Here is a 23,206-nt window from a genome sequence, read left to right on the forward strand (position 1 = left end):
CGTGATAAACATCAATAAATGAGCATGATTGTTTCAGTTTGAGGTACTAATATGGATAAAATTGCCGCAATACGCAGTTTCGTCGAAGTGGCAAACTGTGGCAGCTTTACCAAAGCTGCCGAGCATTTAGACCTCAGCCGCCTGCAGGTGTCCCGCCATATTCAAGAAGTGGAGCAGTGGTTGAGTTTACGCTTACTACACCGTACCACCCGCAGCGTCAGCCTGACCTTGCAAGGCGAAGAAGCGCTGCAATTTTGCCAGCGGATCTTAAGTGAAGTCGCCGACATGGAAAGCCGCGCCCACAGCCATAACAGTGAACTGGTGGGCAGTATTCGTATCGCCACACCGATTGGCCTTGGGCAGCACAGCCTGTTCGATGTCGTCGACCGCTTTATTAAAATTCACCCTAAAGTCAGCATTCAGCTGGTGATGTCAGACAGTTTTGCCCAATTGGTAGATGAGCGAGTCGATGTGGCACTGCGCTATACCGAGCAGCCCGATGAGAATTTGATTGCGCGGCGTTTAATGACCATAGATGCCGTGATCTGCGCTGCGCCAAGCTACCTTGATAGCAACACACCACTTGTCGAGCCCATCGATCTACTGGCTCACAACTGCCTGATACACTCGGCGCAACAAAATTGGCCTTTCCTGAAAGAGCTGCAAGCCGAGCATGTAAAAGTCACAGGTAATCTTAAAGCCAACGATATGGGCGTATTGGTGAGTGCGGCGCTGCGGGGACATGGCATAGTGCGTTTGCCCTGCGACTTAGCCAATCAATACCTTGCCAGTGGCCAGCTCAAAGAAGTGTTACCCAACTTTACGACGCCAGGCCAAACCCTGTGGGCAGTGTACTTGTCCCGCAGTTATCAGCAAAATCTGGTGCGCGCCTTTATCGATTTCACTGCCCAGCAATGGCAACTCGATATCAAAAAATGGCTCCCTGCGCATTAGCATAAAAAACGCACTTAGGCGTTAGCATAAGTGCGTGTTAATTGATGCTGAATCTGGGCAGATATCGAACGCTTATTCGTCGAATTGCAACATAAAATCCAATGCGGGGGCAAAGAAGGATGAGCCTGTCATCGCCTTGGTAAAATGCATCAAGTGATCATGGTTACCTTCGCCATCACCAAACATCATGCTATGCAGCATTTTTTCAAAATGCTCCGGCGTACGGCAGTTAGAGATAAACATCAATCCCTGCTCCTTCAGCGAACCATAGGGCATGCTCTGGCGCAGGATCTCCATCGACTGACCATTCGCATCTTTAAGATTCACCCGCTTGATATGGCTGGTCAGTGGCTTATCCTCTGACTCATACTCGATATTATCTTGCTTAGTGCGACCGATAATATCTTCTTGTTTTTTAACCGGCAATCTATGCCATTTACTCAAGTTATGGGCATACTTTTGCACGTGAATATAGCTGCCGCCCCTAAACTCAGGATCTTCATCGCCAACCAGAGCGACTTCTTGACGGTGACGCCCCTTAGGGTTTTCGGTGCCATCGACAAAGCCGGTTAAATCGCGGCTATCCATAAATCTAAAACCCCGTTCTTCATCGACTAATTCCACTAAGTCTTCAAACATTTGGCTGATTTCATTGGCGACTAAATGCAGAATATCGTAACGGTCGCAGCGGATATGCACGAACAAATCATATTCAATGGCCGGCGCTTCACGGCTGCCGACTTGCATCGCAGGGAAAGGCTTAAGCATTTCAGGACGCGCATTAGGATAGAGACTATCCCAATAGTTAGCGCCAATCCCTACAAAACCATTGAATGCACTGTCAGAATACTGATCTGTCAGCTCATAAATATACTGCGCAACGTTGGCAAGACAGGGACGTAATTGTGACTCTACATTGTCATTGGCATTAAACATCAAATAGACACTGTGTAAGTTCCCCTCGGCACACACACCCAACTGTTCACGCGGCATATTTTGAATATCCATTTGGTTATCACCCTTTTTCTAAATTCATTTTCGGCAATATTATCCGCAACTTTACCTGAAAATGACATTAACTAACGCACAGTTTGTTCTGGTTTATCATGATAATGCTCATTAGGTAGCAATATCACGCCCAAGATCCCTAATGTAAAAATGACGAGACTGGAAAGTCTCGTCATTCAGTTTAATCGAATTAGAGCAGCAAAGCTTACTCTACCTCAAGCTTACCTTAGCGTGACGCTGAAGTTAATAACCGGCGGCATGACCATCTTTACGGCTCTCAGAAGCGCCACGATACACGCCCGTTTCAGCATTAAATCCAATAGCTTGATAGCCGCCAAAATCCCCAAGTCCATCACGCAGCACATGACCTTTCTTGATAAGCTCACGGCGTGTTTCCACAGGGAAGCCCGATTCCAGACTGACATAGCCGCCATCATTCATCACTTCGCCGGTGGGCTCGGTTGAACCCATATGCAAAATTCTGGGGGCATCGCCCGCTTCTTGCAAGTTCATTTTAAAATCAATCAGGTTCATTAGAATCTGTGCATGCATTTGTGGTTGAGTCGCGCCGCCCATCACCCCAAAGCTGAGCCAAGGTTTACCGTCTTTGGTCACAAAAGCGGGAATGATGGTATGAAATGGACGCTTGCCCGGTGCGTAGGTATTAAAACGCCCTTCCGTTAAATCAAACATTTGCCCACGGTCTTGCAGCACAAAACCGAGATCCGGCGGTGTCATGCCCGACCCCATACCACGGTAGTTACTTTGAATGAGTGACACCATGTTGCCGTCTTTATCGGCGGTGGTCAGGTACACAGTATCGCCATGTTGCAACGCAGGATTACCCGCATCAACACTCTTGGCCGCTTTATTGGGATCGATTAACTTAGCGCGATCATAATTGTATTGCTGCGAAATCAACTCGTTAACTGGCACTTTATTAAAGGCCATGTCGGCATAAAACTTAGCTCTGTCGGCAAAGGCGAGTTTTTTGGCTTCGACAAATAAATGCACATATTCGGGGCTATTAAAGCCCATCGCAGCCACATTAAAGGGTTCCATGGTTTTTAAGATTTGTAGCGCCGCAATGCCTTGACCATTGGGCGGCAGTTCCCATACATCGTAACCACGGTAGTTCACCGAAACCGGATCTATCCAGTCGCTAGTATGGGTCGCTAAGTCATCATAACTTAAATAACCACCTTGGGATTTCATGTACTTATCGATACTTTTGGCAATATCGCCTTTATAAAAAGCATCGCGGCCACCTTTGGCAATTTTCTCATAGGTATTAGCAAGCGCTAGGTTTTTAAAGATTTCGCCCACCGCTGGCATCTTGCCATTAGGCATATAAGTTTCTTTAAAACCGGGGAATTTTGCGAGTTTTTTACCGCTACCCTCAAGATAATAAGCAATCAATTCGGAGACAGGAAAACCATCACGGGCATAGTGGATTGCGGGCGCGAGATTATCGGCCATAGCTAATTTGCCGAACTTATTATGCAGTTCATACCAACCATCCACTGCGCCGGGCACAGAAACGGGCAAAGGCCCAAGCGGCGGCAAATAATCTAAGCCGAGGGATTTGAGCTTTTCTAAACTTAAGGATTTTGGACTGCGACCCGAAGCGTTAAGGCCATAGAGGCGTTTATCTTTCGCGCTCCAGACGATGGCAAATAAATCGCCACCAACACCTGAACCCGTTGGCTCGACCAAACCCAGCATGGCATTAGCGGCAATGGCCGCATCGACGGCACTACCACCCTGCTTGAGTATGTCGATAGCGACTTGCGTGGCGAGGGGTTGGCTGGTCGCCGCCATTCCATGGGTGGCATACACTTCAGAGCGCGTCGCAAAGGCTTTACCCGTGATCCTATCCATGGCCATCACTCCTGAAGACGACATCGCCGTCACTACTGTCACTAAGCTACAAATTGATTTTATTGTTTTTATCATAATTCCTCCAAAACCGGAGGTTCAAAGTAACAAGGATGGTCGAAAAAATCACCACCCCATACCGCATAGACGCAAGTTAAACGTAAGCAAAAATGTCGTACTTTCGTTGGTGATAGCTTATCGCCGTGGCATTAATACCTGACGGCTTAGATTGGCTCAACACAATATCAATATGCTTAAGATTCAAATAGTACCAGCGAGTGCGGCTCTGTCGTAACCCCGACTTTTTGGCCGATAGTGAGCTGCATCATTTGGCTTCGCACTTCGACATAATAAGCATGGGAGGCGGCTTCAATCTTGACCCAATAATGACAAAAAGCGCCTAAGAAACGTCGCTCTGTGATCGTGCCCACACCTTGCTCATCGGCGCTGAGCGTCAATTGCTGCGGGCGCAAGAATACCGTACCGCTGAACTCGCTCGGCAACCCTAATGGGGTGAGGCTGGTTAAGTGGCCGATTGGAGTGGCAACTCTGTGTCCATCGAGCACTGCGGCGGGTAAGTAATTACCGCTACCTAAAAAGTCCGCCACATAACGGCTATTGGGCGCGGCGTATAAGGCTTCAGCACTACCATGCTGCACTATAATGCCTTGATTAAAAATCGCCAAAGTATCTGCAAATACAAAGGCTTCATCCTTACTGTGGGTGACAAACACCGCGCTCACATTACGCTGTTTTAAGATACTGCGAATCTCCGCCATCATCTCGTAACGCACTTGGGCATCGATATTAGAAAAAGGCTCATCGAGCAGTAATAACTGCGGCTCATAGGCAAGTGCCCGCGCAATCGAGACGCGCTGCTGTTGACCGCCAGATAACTCATGGGGATAACGCTGAGCCAAGCCTTCGAGTTTGACTAAGGTTAGCATGTCATCCAACCGTGCCTGACGCTCGCCGGCCGACAATTTATCCACGCCAAAAAGAATATTCTCCGCCACAGTTAAATGGGGAAAAAGCGCATAGTCTTGGAAAATCATGCCGATACCACGCTGCTCGCTAGGCACAAACTGACTGTCGCCACTTACAACACGGCCATTTATCTGGATTTCACCTTGGCTAATCGCCTGTAACCCCGCCACTGCTCGCAATAAGGTCGTCTTGCCACAACCGCTGGGGCCTAACAAAGCAAGAATCTCTCCTTGTTCTAGGGCCAAACTCAACCCCTTTAAAACTTGCTGGCCCTGATAATCGCTATGAACTTGCATGAGTTTGAGCGTGTTTGTCATCAGCTGTGGTGCTCCAATGAACGGTTTAAATAAATCAGCGGTACTAAGCCCACCAGCACAATCACAATCGCGGCTAAGGCGCCGTGCTCGAGTTTTTCATCGGATACAAACTGGAATACATAAGTTGCAAGGTTTTCAAAACCGATAGGCCGCAGCAATAACGCCGCGGGCAGTTCCTTCATGCTTTCGATAAACACTAATAATGCACCAGCAAACAATCCCTTGCCAAGTAGAGGTAAATGCACTCTTTGCAGCAACTGCCTTGGGCTTTGGCCCATAGTCAGACTCACCATATCTAGCGATGGCGAGATGCGTTTATAGCTGCTTTCAACGCTGCCGATAGCTATCGCGACAAAACGTACACAAAAGGCAAAAATCAATGCCACTACGCTGCCCGTTAAAATAAGCCCAGGGCCATTTAAACCAAGTAAATCCGCCAGATCGTTAATCGCAAAATCGAGCATAGTGAGCGGCACTAATACGCCGATAGCGAGCACAGTGCCGGGCAAGGCATAACCCGTCGAGGCTAAACGTGAGGGCAAGACATCACTGGGCCTTGGGCTTATCCGGCGTACAAACATGAGCAGCAAAGCGATTAAGCAACAAATTAAGCTAGTGATCAGCGCAAGGCTTAGACTATTAAGACTTAATTGCCAAAAGCGCCCATCCCAGCTTTGTTCAAAGTAACCAATAGCATAGGAAATTAAAATGCCAAAGGGCAATAAAAAGGCTAATAACAGCAGAGCGACACAAAAGCTCAGTGCAACTGTGGTTTGCGCTGTCGAGAGTCGATACAAGTCACTGGCTTGGATGCGCGATTGTTTTTGGAATAACTGCTGTTTACGACGGGCAAAACGCTCAAGCCCAATCAAGCAAAACACCACCAGCAAAATAATCGCCGACAACTTAGCGGCTGCAGTCAGATTGCCATAGCCCAACCAAGTGTCGTACACGGCCGTAGTTAAGGTTGGCACGGCAAAATAGTTAACCGTCGCAAAATCGGCGGCCGTTTCCATCGCCACCAAAGCTACGCCAACCGCGAGTGCAGGCCTTGCCATGGGCAAAGATAAACGCCAAAAACTCTGCCACGGCGAGCATCCCATGATCCTTGATGCATGGGCCAAGCTTAAGGATTGCTCCATAAAGGCGGTACGCGCCAATAGATAAATATAGGGGAATAGCACTAGCGACAACATGCACGCCGCGCCGCCTAAGGTGCGAATATCGGGGAAGAAATAATCCTGCGATGAGTTCCAACCAAAAATCGATCTCAAGCTACGCTGTACTGGCCCCGCATAATCGAGCAAATCGGTATACACGTAGGCAACAATGTACCCCGGCATAGCGAGGGGCAGTAATAGCGCCCATTGCAAGTAGCGCCTGCCGAAAAATTCACAGCGAGCCATCAACCAAGCGCAGGGTAACGCGAGTAATAACGCGCCTAAACTCACCCAAAAGATCAGCAATAAGCTGTTGATAACATAAGTTGGCAGGACAGTTGCCATCAAGTGGCCAAACACAGCTTCGTCAGGCCGCAAAGCCTGCAATATCAGCGCAACCAGTGGCAGCACCAGCAGGGTGGCCACCGCATAACCAGCAAGCGACCAGCTTCTGGCTAATCCTAAAATCATGTCAATCCTTAAAAAGTTACAGCGCCAATCAATGGCGCTGATAACCTAGTTCTGCAATTTGTCACTCATACTTAACGTCAAATGCTAGAGATCAAACTGCACTTCATCTAATAACTTAACTGCCGCTTGGTGATATTCAGCCAATTTAAAAATCGGCAATTGATCCGACTTAAACTCCCCCCATGAAGCCACTAAGGTTGAAGGTGCCACATCGGCTTTTACTGGGTATTCCATATTCACTTCAGCATAGGCCTTTTGAGCCACATCGGCGGATAGAAATTCCATCAATTTGATCGCATTGGCTTTATTAGGCGCATGACGAGTTAACACCATGCCAGAAACGTTCACATGAGCACCGCGATCGGCTTGGTTCGGGAAGTTAATCGTGACGGCCTCGGCCCAGCTTTTTTGCTCAGGGTCTTGCATCATGTTGCCGTAGTAATAGCTGTTACCTATGGCGATATCACATAAACCTTCTTTTACCGCTTTCACTTGGGCTCTGTCGTTACCCTGTGGCTTGCGTGCTAAGTTACTCTTCACGCCGGTCAGCCACGTTTTAGCCTCAGCTTCACCATGGTGAGCAATCATAGACGCCACTAATGCTATGTTGTATGGATGCTTACCGCTGCGGGTACAGATTTTGCCTTTGTATTTAGGATCGGCGAGTTCTTCATAGGTGATTTGCTGCGGCCCTAAACGGTCTTTCGCCGTATAGAGATTTCGTACTCGCATGGTCAGGGCATACCACTGGCCATCGGGGTCACGATACTGAGCAGGAATGTTGCTTTCGAGTTGGATATTTTTAACTGGTGAAGTCAGATCTTTATCGACTAATTCAACTAGACGCGAGAAATCAGAGGTCAGCACCAAATCTGCTGGGGATAAACGACCTTCACGGGCGAGACGCTCAGCAATACCATCTTTTGCAAAGACCAAATTAACGCCTATGCCGGTTTCTTCGGTGAAACGCGTCAAGATAGGCTCCACCAAGAAGGCTTGACGATAAGAATAAACGGTTAATTTATCATCTGCATTCGCTGAATGCCCAACCGACATTAACCCAACAATAGCCGCGCAAGTTACCCATTTCATTACTCATTTCTCCCCAAAGTGATGATATGTTCAGCGAGTGTGAACATGGCCGCATTAATGATAATGCTTATCAGTAGCGCAAGAGTAATAGATGGATATGCAGAGAGCAATAGTCCATTTAACTTTTTGTTTTTAATGAATTTAAATTCAAAACTGGTGATTATCTCAAATCAAACTAAACTAAACCTTAATTTGCTTAAAATGCTTTCAGGAGGCGTCATGTTAACTGTTTTGCTACTAGGTATAGTCGCAGTAGCGCTATTTGGCCTATTTAAACTCAATACTGGTCACAAGCGGCATAGACACTATGCTAAAGCGGTAAATCAACACGCGGATAGAACTAAGCCGCATCATCATTTTCACAGTGTAAGCATAGTGAATGACGGCAGTTGCTGTGAACAGGCCGAAACACTGTCTGGAAAACGTTTTTTATCAAAGGATGCACCGGAAATCCCGATGGAAGAATGCACTATGACCCAGTGCCAATGTCGCTATCAACACCATGAAGATAGGCGTCAAATAGGGAATGACCGTAGAGTCGAATATGGGGTTACACGGGAATTATTCGGCGCTTTTGGAGAACAAAACCGCCGTGATAGACCAAAGGGAAGACGCGCAACCGATGGCTGAGCATCTCCATCCAGTTATTGGGGACGGGTTTGGATAAACGCGGGGAGATTACGCATCTCACTAAACCAAAGTGCCGTCGCAGGGGCAACCTTGCGCCAATCTAACTCTGGATGTCTAAAGTCCACATAATCAAGCAAGCAAATCAAGGCTAATTGCGGTGCCTGAATCGTGGTTTGGGTGATGACGGTTTGCAGTTCAACCTGCATAAGACCACGCAGCAATGCTTGTTCAAAGCGAGCCGTCCAAAAAGCCGATCTCACGCCTTCATCTTCACGCATCTGCTCTTGGCGTAATTTCACCGCGCTATCGATTAAGCCTTTTATCAAAGAATATTGACACTCCAACACCCAGTTATGACTTGAGATGCCAAACATCTTACGATCGCCAAGCTCAGCATCTAGGTAGCGCATAATCACTTCGCTATCGAACAGTGCCACGCCATCGTTGGTGATAAGACAAGGGATCTGTCCTAGCGGGTTGGCATCGAGTAATTCAGCGCTGTTTTCAAAGGGATTGACTAGCAGCTCTTCAATATTGTTAATCCCTAAATACTGGATTAAGGCTCTAACACAACGGGCGTAGGGTGAAGCTTGAGAACTTAACAACTTCATCAAAAATTTCCTTATATTTGCATTAAACGCTATGGCTATTTAGGAGCGAAAACGGCTTGCTCCCACCCATATAAAATGGGATCACCAATATTTCTCTACGGTAATTTGTCCGGGAGCACGACGTAAATTCTTCACTAATCCCTTATCGAGTAAGGCGCTTTGCGCGCCATTGATCATTCCGGGATTGCCACAAATCATAACTTGGGAATCAGCAGCGCTTAAAGTTACTCCTGCCTTTTTTTCAATCTCACCCGAGACCAGGCCCTCGGGTATACGACACTGCAACGCATCGGCAAAGGGTTCACGGGTCACACTCAAGACTAATGTAAACTGTGCTGGGTATGTGCGTTCTAACTCACGCAGCTTATCAAGATACGCCAAATCCTGCGCCTCGCGCACGCCATACACAAGTACGACTTTTTCGAAACGCTCCCAAGGCTCATGGGTATCGAGCATAGACAAAAATGGTCCTACTGCAGTACCTGTAGCCAAAAACCATAAGTGCTTGCCTTGGAGTTCACCCTTAGGAATTTCCGCTAAGGTCATAAAACCAGTCGCGGTTGAGGTAATTTCAATTTCATCGCCTATGCCAAGGTTTTGCAATTGCGGCGATAACAGGCCGTCCTCTACCGCGACTGCGAGCACTTCGGCATAGGGTTTATCGGGAGAATTGACTAAGGAGTATGCTCTGGCTACACGCTTATCATCTTGCATTTGACTTAACTTGATAAACTGGCCAGCAATAAATGGGGCTAACTCGGCGGCGATGCGCAATGAAAATAACTTATCGCTCCAATCAATACGTTCTATAACTTGTCCCCTAGTCCACATAGCTTACCCTCAAGCGAAACGTTAAATAGGCTTCCAGCATAGACTTTTTTCCGCATAACAAAAACCCCTTATGTAAGGGGCTTATGATGATAGAACCGAAAACAATAAAGCATTAAGTGGCACTCGATTTTGCCTCATCTGTCTTCTTGTTAAAACTATCTCTAAAGGCCTGTAGTCCCTCTTGCACTAAACCATAGGTTTTATCGACACCATCGGCAATATCCCCCTGCAACACTTTAAGGCCAGACAGAATGTCTTTCGCTTCTTTAAAACCGTTGTCAATGGCACCACCAATAATCCCCATAAAACTATCGAGCTGCTCATCTAAGCTCATACCTGAATGTTGCTGCTGATGAATCCCAAAGAATTTAGTCGCAAAACTCACGATACGATCGGCTGTGGCCTCTGGTGACATATCAACACCATTATCGTAAGCGGTTTGAGTCGCGTTTTCGCCCATAGTAGGCGCTAGCTCTTTGTCTATCGCATCGATAGCGGCACGATAGAGTAAAGTCATAGACTGATCGCCAGACTTGATATTCACTTCCTGCTGCGCAGATAGAATTGCTTGATTCATTAATAACTTACTTGTCTGATATGCCGTTTGTTTAAGTGTGACTTTCACATCCTTCGAATCACTCACTTCGGTACCCTTAGGCGCCGTATTTTCAGCATATTTTTTCTGCGGCAAAGGGGTACTTTGCACTTGAGGGGATTTATTGATTTCCATGATGACTATCCATTCAATTCGGGTCGACTTTATTATCGACCAAAATTCAACCAGCTTTAGTAATTTTTAGAATTGAAGTACCATCGTGACCACAAGGCCATGATAAGGCCCGTATAAATTGAGTGGGTTTATTCTGTATAAATTGCATAAAGCGCCAATAAACCCGCATGCAGATCATTATTATCGTCGAGCTTAGACAAAAGCTAATAGAAAAGGATGTTACACGATGGCAGTAGGCCGCAGTTTGAGTCATTTCCGCTTTCACGTGTTTACACGAATGCTTAAGCGCACTACTGAGCACTATATGGGCATCAATATAAAACGCCTTAGTTTGCTCACTGGTCTTATTATCTTAACTTGCCTCAGCCTCGCACCGATTAGCCAAGCCCATGCGGAAAACAGGCTGATTATTTTAGTCAGACATGCCGAAAAAGCCGACACGCCAGCCAATGACCCACAGTTATCGCCCAAGGGGGAAATGCGCGCAACGTCACTGATCACCGCCTTGAACCGCACGCCATTGTCGCAACTCATCGCGACTCAATACCTGCGAACCCAGCAAACACTCACGCCCATCGCCGAGGCTCGCCATTTGCCCGTGACGATAGTCGAAGCAGCAAAGCCTATGGAAGAACATATTCAGCAGATTGTCGAACAAGTGCATGCGGTACAAGGTAATACGCTCATCGCTGGTCATTCAAACACAGTGCCATTGATCATCAAAGCCCTGGGTGGACCTGAGATCCAAGCAATCGGCGAAGAGGACTACAGTCAGCTGTTTTTACTCTCTCTCAATGATGGCCAACCCGCAAGCTTGATTTCCACCCGCTACGGACAAGAATAAGGATAAATAACATGAGTGAACTCAATTGGTTTATGTGGGGACTCGATCTATTTTCAGGACTATTTTTGATCGTTATAGGACTCGCAGTACTCGCAGTTATTTACATGTATATCGCAGATAAAATGCAGACCAAACAAGCGGTAAGGCATAACTATCCCGTGATTGGCCGCTTTCGATATCTGTTCGAAAAACAAGGTGAGTTTTTCAGACAATACTTTTTCGCCCAAGACAGGGAAGAACTCCCCTTCAACCGTGCTGAACGCAGCTGGGTGTACCGCGCCGCCAAAAATGTCGATAGAACCATAGCCTTTGGTTCGACTCGTCCTTTGGATACAGCTGGTACTATCATGTTTATGAATACCGCCTTCCCAACCCAAGATGAAGATATCACTCCTATTCATCCGCTGACGATTGGCACTCACTGTCGTCAACCTTATACGACTCAAGCCATTTGCCATATTTCAGCCATGAGTTTTGGCGCCCTATCGCGCCCAGCCATCACCGCCCTTTCCCATGGCGCAGCGCAAGCGGGTTGCTGGCTTAACACGGGTGAAGGCGGCTTGAGCCCTTATCATCTCAAAGGTGGCTGCGATCTCGTCTTTCAAATTGGAACAGCCAAATACGGTGTGCGAAATGAACAAGGACATTTAGATGATGAAAAACTGAAAGCGATAGCGATTCATCCTGAAGTCAAAATGTTCGAAATCAAAATGAGCCAAGGCGCAAAACCTGGCAAAGGTGGCATTTTACCCGGTATTAAAGTGAATGCTGAAATTGCCCATATTCGCGGTATTCCAGAGGGGCACGACTCAATCAGCCCCAATGGCCACATCGAATTTAAGTCAGTGAATGATATTTTGGATATGGTCGAGCGAGTTCGTGAAGTCACAGGTAAACCTACCGGCATAAAAGCCGTACTCGGCGATGTACAATGGCTGGAAGATTTATGTAATGAAATTGAACGCCGCGGCGAAGACTCAGCCCCCGATTTTTTCACCTTAGACAGCGCCGATGGCGGCACGGGCGCAGCGCCGCAACCGTTAATGGATTATGTCGGATTACCGCTGAAAGAAAGCTTACCTATCCTAGTCAATATCTTGATCCAACGAGGCTTGCGTAAACGCATCAAAGTCATTGCCTCAGGCAAACTTATCGTTCCATCTAGGGTCGCTTGGGCTTTGGCATTAGGTGCTGACTTTATCGCATCGGCCCGTGGCAACATGTTTGCCCTCGGCTGTATTCAAGCCTTGCAATGTAATAAAGATACCTGTCCAACGGGTATTACTACGCATAATCCAAAACTACAACAAGGGCTAAATCCTAGGGATAAATCGACGCGGGTCGCTAACTATAATCATAATTTACACCATGACTTAGGGCTAATCGCGCACTCTTGCGGTGTGACAGAGCCAAGACAACTTAAGCCTTCACATGTACGAATTGTGCTCGATAGCGGTTTATCTATCTCGCTCGACAAATTCTATTCGCACATGGATAAATAGCCGCAAACCCTTGCGGTGATTAACCAGTACAACTTTTGTCTACATGAGTTTTAAAAGGTATATTTGAATGCGTATCACAAAAGAGGTAAGATCCGTGAGGTGAGGCGTAATCCAAATACCTTACCCACAATTGAACTTAAGGAAACACTTTGAAATCTAGCTTCGTAAGCCAACTGCCCGCCAGTAAAACTGTAAGCACGAGCTGTAAGAGCTGTAATCGCCTGACTGAGATCGAAGGCGAGCTTGTGTGTTTTCGTGAAGGACAGATCATTCGACTCACCTTGATCGATGAGTCAGCGCCTAAATTGAATCTTTTATGCGAAGGTTGGAAAGCTGGCAAGCTGAATGGCGTAGCTTAATTCGGCACTATTGGTCTTAAACTGGTCTTAAACAAGATATAAAGCGTTAGAGCAAAATGACTCTTCCTTGAGCATCGAGAATAGTTGCTCACCACTACCCTCCCACATTCTCATCAAACGCTGACTTTCTAACGCATTTTCTATGATGTTTAGCGCATGCTCATCATATAGTCACTTGTCGGCACATGCATATCGCGGATCACGCCCGCAAGTACCATCTCTGGATTGACCTTAGCCAAAGTAAGACACCGAGTCGTCACCAGTAGACCCGCATTCAATTCAGCATGAATACGTTGCAGCGAATCATAATCAACACCACGTTTTTTCAATGTCGCCATGATGGCAAACCAATCAGTGGCGACTTTTTCTTCTTTGCCTTCAATGTTCACTCTCAGTGCAATATTTTCCATGCCAGATCTCTTCCGATTGATGTGTTGGCATTTGAGTATAGAGAGCCAAAGCTGAATAAAGACTGAACTGTATTGCGCTATTAACTGCTCAGAGGAGTATGTTGTTGCTCATTTTGTATCCGCCATAATTTGGCATATAGACCATTTGCTAACAGTAAATTTTGGTGATTGCCTTGCTCAACAATTTCACCTTGGCTCAAGACGACGATTTGGTCAGCATCGACAATAGTGGATAATCGGTGAGCCACCACAAGGCTGGTATGCCCTTTAGCGACTTCCCGCAGTGCCGATAAAATCGCTTGCTCGGAACGGCTATCGAGTGAGGATGTCGCCTCATCAAACACCAACACGGGTGAGCCCTTCAAAATGGCTCTGGCTATCGCAACCCGCTGTTTTTCTCCGCCAGAGAGTTTTAAGCCGCGCTCACCCACCTTTGTATCCCAACCAAGGGCAAGCGATGCAATAAATTGCTCTAAGTGCGCCAGTTTAATCGCGTTGCGCACCTCTTCATCCGTCGCGCCCGGGCGACCATAACGTATGTTCTCAACTAATGAATCGTTAAACAGCACTGTATCTTGCGGCACGATAGCGATGGCCCGTCGCAACGCATCTTGCGTAAGATGACGGATATCTTGTCCATCGATTTTAATCGCGCCTTGGTCCACATCGTAAAATCTAAATAGCAGTTTAATCAGCGTCGATTTACCGGCACCACTATCACCGACTACGGCCACTTTTTTTCCCGCAGCAACCTTAAAACTCACGTCCCGCAAAATTTGCCGCTCGTCGTAGCTGAAATTCACATTTTCAAATACCAGCTCGCCCTTGGTGGGCTGAAAATCGAGTGCTTGGGGTGAATCGACTATCATGGGATGTTTATCGAGCAGGCTAAACATACGTTCAATATTGGCTAAGGCGCCGCGAATTTCGCGATACACGAAACCTAAAAAGTTAAGGGGTAAAAAGAGCTGCATCATAAACGCATTAATCAACACAAAATCACCTAAGGTCATATCGCCATAGGTAACTCTGTAAGCCGCCAGCGCCATCATAGCTGTCATCGCCAGAGCGATAATCACAGCTTGTCCGCCATTAAGCGCAAACAAAGATAAGCGGTTTTTACGTTTAGCGACTTCCCACTGTTCAAGCGCTTGGTCATAGCGCTGCGACTCATACTTTTCATTATTAAAATACTTTACCGTTTCATAGTTCAGCAAGCTGTCGATGGCGCGGGTATTCGATAACGAGTCAGCCTTGGCCGCATCACGAACATACTCAGTACGCCATTCGGTCGCGACCACAGAAAAAATAATATAAGCCAGCACAGCAACAAAAGTGATTGCCGCAAACGCAATGCCGTAGTTATAGAAGAAAATGCCAATCACCATGACAATTTCGAGCAAGGTCGGCACTATGTTGAACACCATAAAACGCATGAGGAAACTCACGCCGCTGGTGCCGCGTTCAATATCACGGGAGAGGCCGCCGGTTTTGCGCTCTAGATGAAAATCGAGGTCAAGTCGGTGTAAATGGTCGAATACTGCTAAGCCTAAACGGCGGATCGCCCGCTCGGTTACGCGGCCAAACAAGGTATCGCGGATCTCCCCCGTAATCGCCGTTAGTAAACGTACCGCACCATAGGCCAACACTAATCCTACGGGCACACTGAGGGCTTGCGCGGTTTTATCGGCATCTAAGGTGTCGACCAAATGCTTCAGAATAAAAGGTAGAGCCACGCTGGTCAGCTTAGCGATGATGAGGCATGACATCGCCAGCGCAATACGGCCTTTGTATTCCAATAAGTAAGGCCAAAGCAGTTTCATGACGTGCCAGTTTAATTTATCGACTGGACCTTCAAAATATAACGTTGGGCGCATAAGACATAACCTTGAATGAGTTATGCCAATTGTAACAGTTCACACCGAACATAAGCTAAGCGAAACTAGCAAAGTCTGAATAAAATCAATCAGATTTTCCTGACAGACAAATAGACTTATTCACGACATACTCAGCTGCTATTTTGATTGCATTTAAAGTCAAAACATCATACTTACGCATTACACTGGCGTATTCACAATAAATGAATTTATACTGATTTCTGTGCAGGCACAAATACCCATAGTTTGCGTTTTGCTTGCGCCCAGCACCGTATAAATGTAGACAAGTTTGCTATGGGAAAAGCTTAGCTCAACCTTGCTGCTGTTGATTATTTTAGCAGTTTTGCCCAAAATGCCATGGAGGCGGTTATACAAATCGATAGAATTTGTTAACCTCTACGCGCTAGATTTGGCTATTCATACGCCCAAGCTCTAGCGAGAACATTAAGACAAACAAATTAAATAAGATCAAAGGAAGCTTTATGTTGGATTCCGCTAAAGTTCAATACCCGCCATTACCACTGATCCAAACTTGGGTGTGGATGATGATCGAATCAGGCAATCCAGAGATACAAGATAAAGGTAGAGACAACCTTATTGCCGCCTTTGGTAGCTTAGCCAAAGCAAATGAATACATTGTTGAAATAAGCAATAAATAGATAAAACAAAGGCGCCGGGATAGCGCCTTTGTTTTTACTTTACCCGCAATCGTTAACGACTAACTCAGGTATCGTTGCGGTTTATGTTCGCACGAGCAGACAATTAAACCTGACGGCGTTCGATAATACTCTGATTCAGAATGGCCAACAGGCGCTCGGTATCATCCCAACCGATACACGCATCGGTAATACTCTGGCCATAACACAACTCTTGACCTTCAATTAAATCCTGACGACCTTCCACTAAATGGCTTTCTACCATAACACCAAAAATAGCAGTATTGCCCGTCGCCACTTGGCCAGCCACATCTTCGGCAACCACTAACTGACGTTGATACTCTTTACTACTATTGGCGTGGCTAAAGTCGATCATGATGTTGTCGGCAAGTTTAGCTTTTAATAACTGCTGGCTAATTTCAGCGACATGCGGCGCACTGTAATTAGGCTCGCGACCACCACGTAAAATAATGTGGCAATCAGAATTCCCTTTCGTCGAAACGATCGCCGAATGACCTAATTTAGTCACAGATAAAAAATGGTGCGGTGCATTGGCAGCACCTATCGCATCGATGGCAACTTTGATGGTGCCATCAGTTCCATTTTTAAAGCCCACTGGACAAGAAAGACCTGAGGCTAACTCTCTGTGCACTTGTGATTCAGTAGTACGGGCGCCGATGGCTCCCCAGCACATTAAATCTGCCATATATTGTGGGGTGATCATGTCAAGAAACTCGCCCGCGGTTGGCATGCCGCTATCGTTCAAATCCACCAATAACTTACGCGCAGTGCGTAAACCATCGTTGAGTTTAAAGCTGTTATCCATGTAAGGATCGTTGATAAGCCCCTTCCAACCCACTGTGGTTCTTGGCTTTTCAAAATACACTCGCATCACGATTTCGAGTTGATCCTTATAACGCTCACGCAGCGCAACCAGACGTTGACCATATTCCAACGCCGCTTTGGGATCGTGGATAGAACAAGGCCCAATCACCACTAATAGGCGATCATCAGTTTTAGCCAGAATATTGTGGATACTATTTCGCGCATTAAACACAGTCGCAGAGGCTTTTTCAGAAGCAGGAAATCGTTCTAGAATCGCGATAGGAGGAAGTAACTCTTTTACTTCTTTAATGCGAACGTCATCATTTTGGTAATACATAATTTTACTGCTCCAACTCTGGTGTTTTAGGCTATTTCTATCGCTGCGATAAGGGATCTCAACTGCAATACTGAGTTCAATTTATCGAGTCTCAAGCGCCAATGCAACCAAGTTGTCTCCATTTCAAAAAATCAAATATAACTTATTGTTTTAATATATTTTAAAAAAATCAAAATTCAAATATGCCAGCTAACTCACAGCCTTAATGAACAAAATCGAATATGGCGGATAAAAAGCAAGCGGGGAATGATTGCGGCAAGTACGAGTGAGCTATCCATGCCTGTCAGCTAAGGTATTAACGACTAAACGCTTGAATGAGTGCAATTGATCCAGCTCTCTATGCAAGAGAACTGGATGCTAGAGCAGGCCAATACTAATGGTGCAGCATGACTTGTAACTTGTTCTGATAACGGTGACGCTCTGAATCATCGCGGCTCAAAGCCAGCGCTTTTTCCATATTCAGTTTGGCACGCTTTTCATCCCCCAGCGCCCAATAGGTTTTTGATAAACCGAAGAAGAATTCATGCCGATAATCGGCCTTAGCCAACGCCCTTTGATACCAAGCCAAAGCCTCGTCGTATTGATGCTCATCAAAGGCTTGCTGCGCCATATCATAGTAATAATAGGGATTATGTATCCTTGCTAATTCAAGCACTTTATTGATTTCGGCCCACTCATCAAGCCGCCCCTGATCCCCCAAAATCAAGGCTAAGTTATAAAGCGTGGTTAAATTTTTCGCTTCAAACTTAAGGGCATAGCGATACACCTGTTCGGCCCGTTTCTCATCCCCTTTATGCCGGTAAATGATGGCGAGCGTATTGAGTGAGGGCACAAACTGGCCGACGTTTAAGCCCGCTTTTATAAGGGCATAGGCTCTGTCTAAATCGCCATTCACCAAAGATTCTGCCGCCATATTGTTGTAAAACATGCTGATTAAGGTCTGCTTATTCACTCGGGTCTTACCATATCCTCGTAGGGCGCGCTCAGGCATAAAGTCCACTAAGATTGCCGAAGATGACACATAGACTGAATGCAAATTCTCGGGCGGAAGTAAGCGTAAGTTCACATGACCATTGATTAAATAGAAATCCCCTTGCTTGTCCCATACGGGTTCAATAGCGATATCTTGATACTCAGCGCCCACATTCAATATGTCCGCCAGCGCAGAAGTCATTACCACTAAGGACATACAATTCCCCGCCCTTTGGGCGTAGGTTTCACGGGCAATTTGGGTCAGGTTATCTTGATAGCGAAAATCAATTTTAGCGCTATTGGTTTGACTGGCATTGATATAACTGGCTAACCATTCGTTGGCTAACATGGCGTTATTGTGGGAAAAAGTGTATTTATCATAGCTACGCTTTACGTCTGTCACCACCTCTGGCGGCAAATAAAAAATATCCGCAACTGAAGGAATATCGGCGACAGAGGAAAACAGTGAATCGGCAAGTAGCGACTCAAGATCAGACGGATCAGGCTCGATGGTCGTCGAGCTACAGGCAAACAACTGACTGAGTGCAGTGCCCATGATGGCACTCAGGTATACGGCTCGGAATAGTTTCGACATATGTCCTCCCACACCATTAGCTCCTATTTGAGCTTATTACAAATGGCGAAAAAGACGACATAAAATGGTTACAAAAAATGACAATCGTATCGTTAAAAAATAACTGTAAGTGATTTAGCAAGTTAGTTACTGCGAAGGTCGATCAACCTCTATGTATAACTCGCGCTGCTGGTAATGGTATGGCCGATAGTTATGTTCCCCACAGGTGAAATAGCGATAGGGCTTCATCACAGTAATACAACCTAAAGGTAAAGCCTGCAGAATTTGGATCTGCTGCTGACGACGCAGCGACTCCTGCCACTCAAAATCTTTGAGCACTTGATCGCGCACAGCAAAGGCATCGACAGACTCACTCGAGCGATTAACGATGACTTCTCCTGCTAAGGCAGAGACTGATATCAAGCCAGAAATGACGATAAGACTGAGTCGCGTAAATTGACCGACTGCTGTGGCATTTAAGCTCATAGTTCACTCCTTTATTCGTGCAGTAAATGGTGCAGGTAAATAATGCTGCAAGGAAGCAGTAATGCGCGGCAACCGACTTATACCTTCACCCTTAAACTCCCTGAGCTTCAACCATTGCGATGATCCATAAAAAAAGCAGAGCCTAAGCTCTGCTTTACTATCCCTCGATCCACGCTAGGCATCAAGTTGAATCACAATTAATTCGCCAGTTTACTTAGCCAGCATTTTTAACAGTAACAAACTCTGGATAGGCATCGATACCGCAATCAGACGCATCCATACCATTGTATTCTTCTTCCTCTGTCACACGGATCCCCATGGTTTTCTTAATCACATACCAAACCACAAAGGATGAACAGAATACCCAAGTAAAGATGAAGGCAGCACCGGTCAACTGCCCAGTAATGGTCGCATCTGCGTTGGATAATGGCACACACATTAGCCCAAGGAAGCCAGCCACGCCATGTACTGAAATAGCGCCCACTGGATCGTCGATCTTAATGCGATCTAAGCCCACAATCGAGAACACCACCACGCCGCCCGCAACTAAGCCAATCACACCCGCCATTAACAGTGAAGGTGAAAGAGGATCTGCAGTAATCGCCACTAAACCCGCCAAAATACCGTTGAGTATCATGGTCAAATCCGCTTTACCCCAAATCATCTTACACACGATAAGCGCAGAGATAGCACCGAACGCCGCCGCAGTATTGGTATTAACAAACACTTTTGCCACTGAGCTCGCATTCGCCGCATCCGACACCATTAATTGCGAGCCACCGTTGAAGCCAAACCAGCCCATCCACAGAATAAACATACCTAAGGTTGCCATCGGCAAATTAGAGCCAGGGATAGGATTCACTTGACCGTTAGGGCCGTATTTCCCCTTACGCGCACCGAGCAATAACACACCCGCAATCGCCGCCGTCGCACCTGTCATGTGCACAATACCGCTACCCGCAAAGTCCACAAAGCCCAGTTTAGAGATAAAACCTTGGCCCCAAGTCCAATACCCTTCTACTGGATAGATAACCGCTGTCATCACCACAGAGAAGAACAGGAAAGCCCATAACTTCATCCGTTCCGCCACAGCGCCAGAGACAATTGACATCGCCGTTGCCACAAACACCACTTGGAAGAAGAAGTCAGATTCTAATGCATGGCTCGCATCTGATGATTGAGAACCGATTAAGGTACCAATCGATGGCAACCAACCCCCTTCAGTGTTATCCACATACATGATGTTGTAGCCAACCAGCAGATACATCACACAGGCAATCGCGTACAACACAACGTTCTTAGTTAAAATTTCAGTGGTGTTTTTAGAGCGAACTAAACCCGCTTCTAACATGGCGAATCCCGCCGCCATCCACATAACTAACGCACCAGAAATCAAAAAGTAAAAAGTATCGAGTGCAAAGCGTAGTTCAGTGACTGTGCCGCCTAATTTTGTTAATTCTTCCATTGTCAGCCCCTTATAGCGCTTCTGTATCGAGTTCACCCGTACGGATACGGATAGCTTGTTCTAAGTCGACGACGAAGATCTTACCGTCGCCAATTTTCCCCGTATGGGCCGCAGTGGTAATGGCCTCAATCAACATGTCGAGATTTTCAGCCTTAGTGGCAATTTCTAGTTTTACTTTTGGCAAAAAATCCACCTGATACTCGGCGCCACGATACAGCTCTGTGTGCCCTTTTTGACGGCCAAAACCTTTAACTTCGGTCACCGTCATGCCTTCAATACCTATTCCGGCGATAGCTTCACGGACATCATCCAACTTAAATGGCTTGATGATAGCGCTGACTAGTTTCATCCTGACCTCCAAAAAAACGCGATTGTTATTAACTTGTATCAAAGGTAATTCAATCATTAGGCCAACAATTTAACTTACTGATTATTTTACACTTTAACTAAACAAGGTTATTTTTAAAGGTTAAAAATGCACCATGATCGAGCACAAACAAGTGCAACGCACTCTTTTAGTGAGCAGTTTAAGTGCAACAGCTATTCGACCTTAGGCCTATTGGTAACAAGGTTAAATTGGGGTCTACTGGGGAAGCGTAAATCGAGATGAAATCTGAGCATCACAGCACAAGCTCTTAGACAAAAGCGAAGATCATCACTAAGACAATCATCAAGCGCAGAAGGAAGGCCCGATGTTAAAACCCGAAGAATGTGTTCTCGTTATCGTCGATGTGCAGGGAAAACTTGCACAAATCATGGATAACAGTGACAAGCTGCACCAACAACTACAGACCTTAATCCAAGGTGCACAATTATTTGAAATTCCCATACTGTGGTTAGAACAGCTACCCGATAAGCTCGGAGCAACCAGTCCTGGGCTTCAAACCTTGCTGGAGAAAACCGGCTCCCCCATTGCCAAGCAACATTTTAGCGGTTGGCACTGTGAAGAGTTTGCGCAGGCACTCACTAAGACAAATCGTAAACACGTCATACTGGCGGGCATTGAAACCCATGTGTGTGTTTATCAAACCTGTTGTGACCTTATAGAACAGCAATATTCGGTGCATCTCGTCGCAGATGGCGTCTCGTCACGCAGTGCCGATAATAAACAACTGGGTATTCAGATGATGACGGCCAGAGGCGCCTTATTAACTAACGTGGAATCGCTATTATTTGAATTACAACATCAAGCCCAAGGCGAGCGCTTTAGGGCATTATTAAAACTGATAAAATAGTCTTAAATTCATTTAGAGCAAAAGAATAAAGGTCACATTAACTTGTGACCTTTATATTAAATAATCGTTACAAAAATTAAATTAGAAACGACCAGTCAGACCTAAACCAATAAATACACCATCAGCATCTGAATCTAATTCTCTAGCTAATTCAAAGTTTGCAGAGAAGCTATCAGATAGACGTAACCAATAAGCGGTTTTTAATACGAAAGTATCATCATGACCATCATCAGTATAACCTAGACCAACAGACCATGATTTAGTCACATACCAATCAGCACCTAAATTGAATGTGTCGTCAGAATCTTGATGTGTCCAGTTTGCGCTCAAATCAACACCAGTGGTTGATTGTAGTGCAATAAAGCTACGCACTTTTAAACCGTATGATTCTTCGATGCTATCGCTGCCATCGTTATAGAAAGCAGATACTGCAGAGCTATCGTTGAAGTAATAACCGACTTCTGCACCGTAAGTGTTCCAGTCAAAACTGCCGATTTCAGAACGTTGATAGTTAGCAGCAATAAACCATTTAGAAGCAAATACATAAGTGCCATCAACACCAATGGTATCTAAATCTGATTCATCATAATTGCTGTAATTAACGCCAACATTAGACGTTTGAGCTAAAAATCCATTAAGCGCATAAGGACCTTTAGTTTGGTCAACTGGGCTAATGTAGTAACGATAATTCGCGTTCCACAGACCATCGCTGAACTCTTCAGAATTTGCGCTATATTTTAGGCCTGCTTCATGCTGAAATGAGTTATCTTGTGCAGCAGCGGCATTAACACTTACGAAACCTAATAATATTGCAAGCGCGGTAATTTTTTTCATCAAAGTATTCCCTTATATGATTATAAGCTAGGAGTAAAAGATGAAGATAACGAAGAAACAATCTCAGCATTGCTTATTCCATTATCATTAATATCCATTTAAATTTTTTATTTAAACGAACCTGCTCTCCTAGCGGCGCACACCTTAATGCAAAAAATATA

General features: G+C 45.9%; 23 protein-coding genes. 7 read left to right on the forward strand and 16 right to left on the reverse strand.

Annotation, left to right across the window (positions count from 1 at the left end):
• The first annotated feature begins 51 nt into the window (after window positions 1-51).
• The gene (locus NE536_RS17705) at window positions 52-954 is read left to right on the forward strand and encodes a LysR family transcriptional regulator (protein WP_261273508.1); all 903 of its coding nucleotides are present in this window, start codon (window positions 52-54) and stop codon (window positions 952-954) included.
• Window positions 955-1,026: 72 nt separating this feature from the next.
• Here the strand turns inward: NE536_RS17705 and NE536_RS17710 are convergent, their stop codons facing one another.
• The 5 genes from NE536_RS17710 to NE536_RS17730 form a co-directional block, all read right to left on the reverse strand.
• Window positions 1,027-1,962: a Dyp-type peroxidase gene (locus NE536_RS17710; protein ID WP_011845757.1), complete on the reverse strand. Its 936-nt coding sequence runs from the start codon at window positions 1,960-1,962 to the stop codon at window positions 1,027-1,029.
• 243 nt (window positions 1,963-2,205) lie between these two features.
• Entirely contained in the window at window positions 2,206-3,918 is a 1,713-nt protein-coding gene (gene ggt, locus NE536_RS17715; protein ID WP_261273509.1) for a gamma-glutamyltransferase, read from the reverse strand.
• Between the two features lie 176 nt (window positions 3,919-4,094).
• Window positions 4,095-5,144 (reverse strand): ABC transporter ATP-binding protein, encoded by a 1,050-nt coding sequence (locus tag NE536_RS17720; RefSeq protein ID WP_261273510.1) that lies wholly within the window; start codon window positions 5,142-5,144, stop codon window positions 4,095-4,097.
• A complete protein-coding gene (locus NE536_RS17725; protein WP_261273511.1) occupies window positions 5,144-6,775 on the reverse strand; it encodes an ABC transporter permease in 1,632 nt (543 codons plus the stop codon). Before NE536_RS17725 ends, NE536_RS17720 begins: the two co-directional genes overlap by 1 nt.
• An 84-nt stretch (window positions 6,776-6,859) precedes the next feature.
• On the reverse strand, window positions 6,860-7,867 hold the full coding sequence (locus NE536_RS17730; RefSeq protein WP_107949207.1) for a Fe(3+) ABC transporter substrate-binding protein: 1,008 nt from the start codon (window positions 7,865-7,867) through the stop codon (window positions 6,860-6,862).
• Window positions 7,868-8,086: 219 nt separating this feature from the next.
• Here NE536_RS17730 and NE536_RS17735 point away from each other — a divergent pair, with 219 nt between their 5' ends.
• On the forward strand, window positions 8,087-8,497 hold the full coding sequence (locus NE536_RS17735) for a hypothetical protein (RefSeq protein WP_107949209.1): 411 nt from the start codon (window positions 8,087-8,089) through the stop codon (window positions 8,495-8,497).
• A 14-nt stretch (window positions 8,498-8,511) separates the two neighbouring features.
• Here the strand turns inward: NE536_RS17735 and NE536_RS17740 are convergent, their stop codons facing one another.
• The 3 genes from NE536_RS17740 to NE536_RS17750 form a co-directional block, all read right to left on the reverse strand.
• On the reverse strand, window positions 8,512-9,108 hold the full coding sequence (locus tag NE536_RS17740) for a glutathione S-transferase N-terminal domain-containing protein (RefSeq protein ID WP_261273512.1): 597 nt from the start codon (window positions 9,106-9,108) through the stop codon (window positions 8,512-8,514).
• An 81-nt stretch (window positions 9,109-9,189) separates the two neighbouring features.
• Entirely contained in the window at window positions 9,190-9,939 is a 750-nt protein-coding gene (locus NE536_RS17745) for a ferredoxin--NADP reductase (protein ID WP_106651639.1), read from the reverse strand.
• A 112-nt stretch (window positions 9,940-10,051) separates the two neighbouring features.
• The gene (locus NE536_RS17750; RefSeq protein ID WP_106651640.1) at window positions 10,052-10,669 is read right to left on the reverse strand and encodes a DUF5610 domain-containing protein; all 618 of its coding nucleotides are present in this window, start codon (window positions 10,667-10,669) and stop codon (window positions 10,052-10,054) included.
• Between the two features lie 226 nt (window positions 10,670-10,895).
• On the opposite strand from NE536_RS17750, the gene NE536_RS17755 reads away from it, so the two are divergent.
• The 3 genes from NE536_RS17755 (at window position 10,896) to NE536_RS17765 (ending at window position 13,374) form a co-directional block, all read left to right on the forward strand.
• The gene (locus NE536_RS17755) at window positions 10,896-11,513 is read left to right on the forward strand and encodes a histidine phosphatase family protein (RefSeq protein ID WP_261273513.1); all 618 of its coding nucleotides are present in this window, start codon (window positions 10,896-10,898) and stop codon (window positions 11,511-11,513) included.
• A gap of 11 nt (window positions 11,514-11,524) precedes the next feature.
• On the forward strand, window positions 11,525-13,015 hold the full coding sequence (locus NE536_RS17760) for an FMN-binding glutamate synthase family protein (protein ID WP_261273514.1): 1,491 nt from the start codon (window positions 11,525-11,527) through the stop codon (window positions 13,013-13,015).
• A gap of 149 nt (window positions 13,016-13,164) precedes the next feature.
• Entirely contained in the window at window positions 13,165-13,374 is a 210-nt protein-coding gene (locus NE536_RS17765) for a hypothetical protein (protein ID WP_006084154.1), read from the forward strand.
• Window positions 13,375-13,523: 149 nt separating this feature from the next.
• Here the strand turns inward: NE536_RS17765 and NE536_RS17770 are convergent, their stop codons facing one another.
• Both NE536_RS17770 and NE536_RS17775 read right to left on the reverse strand, forming a co-directional pair.
• Complete coding sequence (locus NE536_RS17770) at window positions 13,524-13,784, reverse strand: hypothetical protein (RefSeq protein WP_106651643.1); 261 nt, start codon at window positions 13,782-13,784, stop codon at window positions 13,524-13,526.
• A gap of 80 nt (window positions 13,785-13,864) precedes the next feature.
• Window positions 13,865-15,661, reverse strand: coding sequence for an ABCB family ABC transporter ATP-binding protein/permease (locus tag NE536_RS17775; RefSeq protein ID WP_261273515.1), 1,797 nt, complete (start codon window positions 15,659-15,661; stop codon window positions 13,865-13,867).
• 482 nt (window positions 15,662-16,143) lie between these two features.
• On the opposite strand from NE536_RS17775, the gene NE536_RS17780 reads away from it, so the two are divergent.
• On the forward strand, window positions 16,144-16,320 hold the full coding sequence (locus NE536_RS17780) for a hypothetical protein (RefSeq protein ID WP_006080150.1): 177 nt from the start codon (window positions 16,144-16,146) through the stop codon (window positions 16,318-16,320).
• 103 nt (window positions 16,321-16,423) lie between these two features.
• Here the strand turns inward: NE536_RS17780 and aroG are convergent, their stop codons facing one another.
• The 5 genes from aroG to NE536_RS17805 form a co-directional block, all read right to left on the reverse strand.
• Window positions 16,424-17,479 (reverse strand): 3-deoxy-7-phosphoheptulonate synthase AroG, encoded by a 1,056-nt coding sequence (aroG, locus tag NE536_RS17785; RefSeq protein WP_261273516.1) that lies wholly within the window; start codon window positions 17,477-17,479, stop codon window positions 16,424-16,426.
• Window positions 17,480-17,852: 373 nt separating this feature from the next.
• Window positions 17,853-19,046 (reverse strand): tetratricopeptide repeat protein, encoded by a 1,194-nt coding sequence (locus NE536_RS17790; protein ID WP_261273517.1) that lies wholly within the window; start codon window positions 19,044-19,046, stop codon window positions 17,853-17,855.
• Window positions 19,047-19,172: 126 nt separating this feature from the next.
• Window positions 19,173-19,511: a hypothetical protein gene (locus NE536_RS17795; protein ID WP_012090222.1), complete on the reverse strand. Its 339-nt coding sequence runs from the start codon at window positions 19,509-19,511 to the stop codon at window positions 19,173-19,175.
• A 214-nt stretch (window positions 19,512-19,725) separates the two neighbouring features.
• Complete coding sequence (locus tag NE536_RS17800) at window positions 19,726-20,976, reverse strand: ammonium transporter (protein WP_006080145.1); 1,251 nt, start codon at window positions 20,974-20,976, stop codon at window positions 19,726-19,728.
• Between the two features lie 10 nt (window positions 20,977-20,986).
• On the reverse strand, window positions 20,987-21,325 hold the full coding sequence (locus tag NE536_RS17805) for a P-II family nitrogen regulator (protein ID WP_006080143.1): 339 nt from the start codon (window positions 21,323-21,325) through the stop codon (window positions 20,987-20,989).
• Window positions 21,326-21,668: 343 nt separating this feature from the next.
• Between NE536_RS17805 and NE536_RS17810 the strand changes: the two genes are divergently transcribed.
• Window positions 21,669-22,211, forward strand: coding sequence for a hydrolase (locus NE536_RS17810; RefSeq protein WP_261273518.1), 543 nt, complete (start codon window positions 21,669-21,671; stop codon window positions 22,209-22,211).
• Window positions 22,212-22,292: 81 nt separating this feature from the next.
• On the opposite strand, the gene NE536_RS17815 is transcribed toward NE536_RS17810, so the two are convergent.
• Window positions 22,293-23,045 carry a putative porin gene (locus NE536_RS17815; RefSeq protein ID WP_063881746.1) on the reverse strand — a complete coding sequence of 251 codons (753 nt, stop codon included), beginning with the start codon at window positions 23,043-23,045 and terminating at the stop codon, window positions 22,293-22,295.
• Window positions 23,046-23,206 lie beyond the last annotated feature (161 nt).

It is taken from the genome of Shewanella septentrionalis, from assembly GCF_025370265.1.
In the GTDB taxonomy this organism is placed as follows: Bacteria; Pseudomonadota; Gammaproteobacteria; order Enterobacterales; family Shewanellaceae; genus Shewanella; species Shewanella hafniensis.

What these genes read in the sequence shown, in the direction of transcription:
- NE536_RS17705 (WP_261273508.1), top strand. Translation starts at nt 52, where the DNA reads ATGGATAAAATTGCCGCAATACGCAGTTTCGTCGAAGTGGCAAACTGT.
- NE536_RS17710 (WP_011845757.1), bottom strand. Translation starts at nt 1,962, where the DNA reads ATGGATATTCAAAATATGCCGCGTGAACAGTTGGGTGTGTGTGCCGAG.
- ggt (WP_261273509.1), bottom strand. Translation starts at nt 3,918, where the DNA reads ATGATAAAAACAATAAAATCAATTTGTAGCTTAGTGACAGTAGTGACG.
- NE536_RS17720 (WP_261273510.1), bottom strand. Translation starts at nt 5,144, where the DNA reads ATGACAAACACGCTCAAACTCATGCAAGTTCATAGCGATTATCAGGGC.
- NE536_RS17725 (WP_261273511.1), bottom strand. Translation starts at nt 6,775, where the DNA reads ATGATTTTAGGATTAGCCAGAAGCTGGTCGCTTGCTGGTTATGCGGTG.
- NE536_RS17730 (WP_107949207.1), bottom strand. Translation starts at nt 7,867, where the DNA reads ATGAAATGGGTAACTTGCGCGGCTATTGTTGGGTTAATGTCGGTTGGG.
- NE536_RS17735 (WP_107949209.1), top strand. Translation starts at nt 8,087, where the DNA reads ATGTTAACTGTTTTGCTACTAGGTATAGTCGCAGTAGCGCTATTTGGC.
- NE536_RS17740 (WP_261273512.1), bottom strand. Translation starts at nt 9,108, where the DNA reads ATGAAGTTGTTAAGTTCTCAAGCTTCACCCTACGCCCGTTGTGTTAGA.
- NE536_RS17745 (WP_106651639.1), bottom strand. Translation starts at nt 9,939, where the DNA reads ATGTGGACTAGGGGACAAGTTATAGAACGTATTGATTGGAGCGATAAG.
- NE536_RS17750 (WP_106651640.1), bottom strand. Translation starts at nt 10,669, where the DNA reads ATGGAAATCAATAAATCCCCTCAAGTGCAAAGTACCCCTTTGCCGCAG.
- NE536_RS17755 (WP_261273513.1), top strand. Translation starts at nt 10,896, where the DNA reads ATGGCAGTAGGCCGCAGTTTGAGTCATTTCCGCTTTCACGTGTTTACA.
- NE536_RS17760 (WP_261273514.1), top strand. Translation starts at nt 11,525, where the DNA reads ATGAGTGAACTCAATTGGTTTATGTGGGGACTCGATCTATTTTCAGGA.
- NE536_RS17770 (WP_106651643.1), bottom strand. Translation starts at nt 13,784, where the DNA reads ATGGAAAATATTGCACTGAGAGTGAACATTGAAGGCAAAGAAGAAAAA.
- NE536_RS17775 (WP_261273515.1), bottom strand. Translation starts at nt 15,661, where the DNA reads ATGCGCCCAACGTTATATTTTGAAGGTCCAGTCGATAAATTAAACTGG.
- NE536_RS17780 (WP_006080150.1), top strand. Translation starts at nt 16,144, where the DNA reads ATGTTGGATTCCGCTAAAGTTCAATACCCGCCATTACCACTGATCCAA.
- aroG (WP_261273516.1), bottom strand. Translation starts at nt 17,479, where the DNA reads ATGTATTACCAAAATGATGACGTTCGCATTAAAGAAGTAAAAGAGTTA.
- NE536_RS17790 (WP_261273517.1), bottom strand. Translation starts at nt 19,046, where the DNA reads ATGTCGAAACTATTCCGAGCCGTATACCTGAGTGCCATCATGGGCACT.
- NE536_RS17795 (WP_012090222.1), bottom strand. Translation starts at nt 19,511, where the DNA reads ATGAGCTTAAATGCCACAGCAGTCGGTCAATTTACGCGACTCAGTCTT.
- NE536_RS17800 (WP_006080145.1), bottom strand. Translation starts at nt 20,976, where the DNA reads ATGGAAGAATTAACAAAATTAGGCGGCACAGTCACTGAACTACGCTTT.
- NE536_RS17805 (WP_006080143.1), bottom strand. Translation starts at nt 21,325, where the DNA reads ATGAAACTAGTCAGCGCTATCATCAAGCCATTTAAGTTGGATGATGTC.
- NE536_RS17810 (WP_261273518.1), top strand. Translation starts at nt 21,669, where the DNA reads ATGTTAAAACCCGAAGAATGTGTTCTCGTTATCGTCGATGTGCAGGGA.
- NE536_RS17815 (WP_063881746.1), bottom strand. Translation starts at nt 23,045, where the DNA reads ATGAAAAAAATTACCGCGCTTGCAATATTATTAGGTTTCGTAAGTGTT.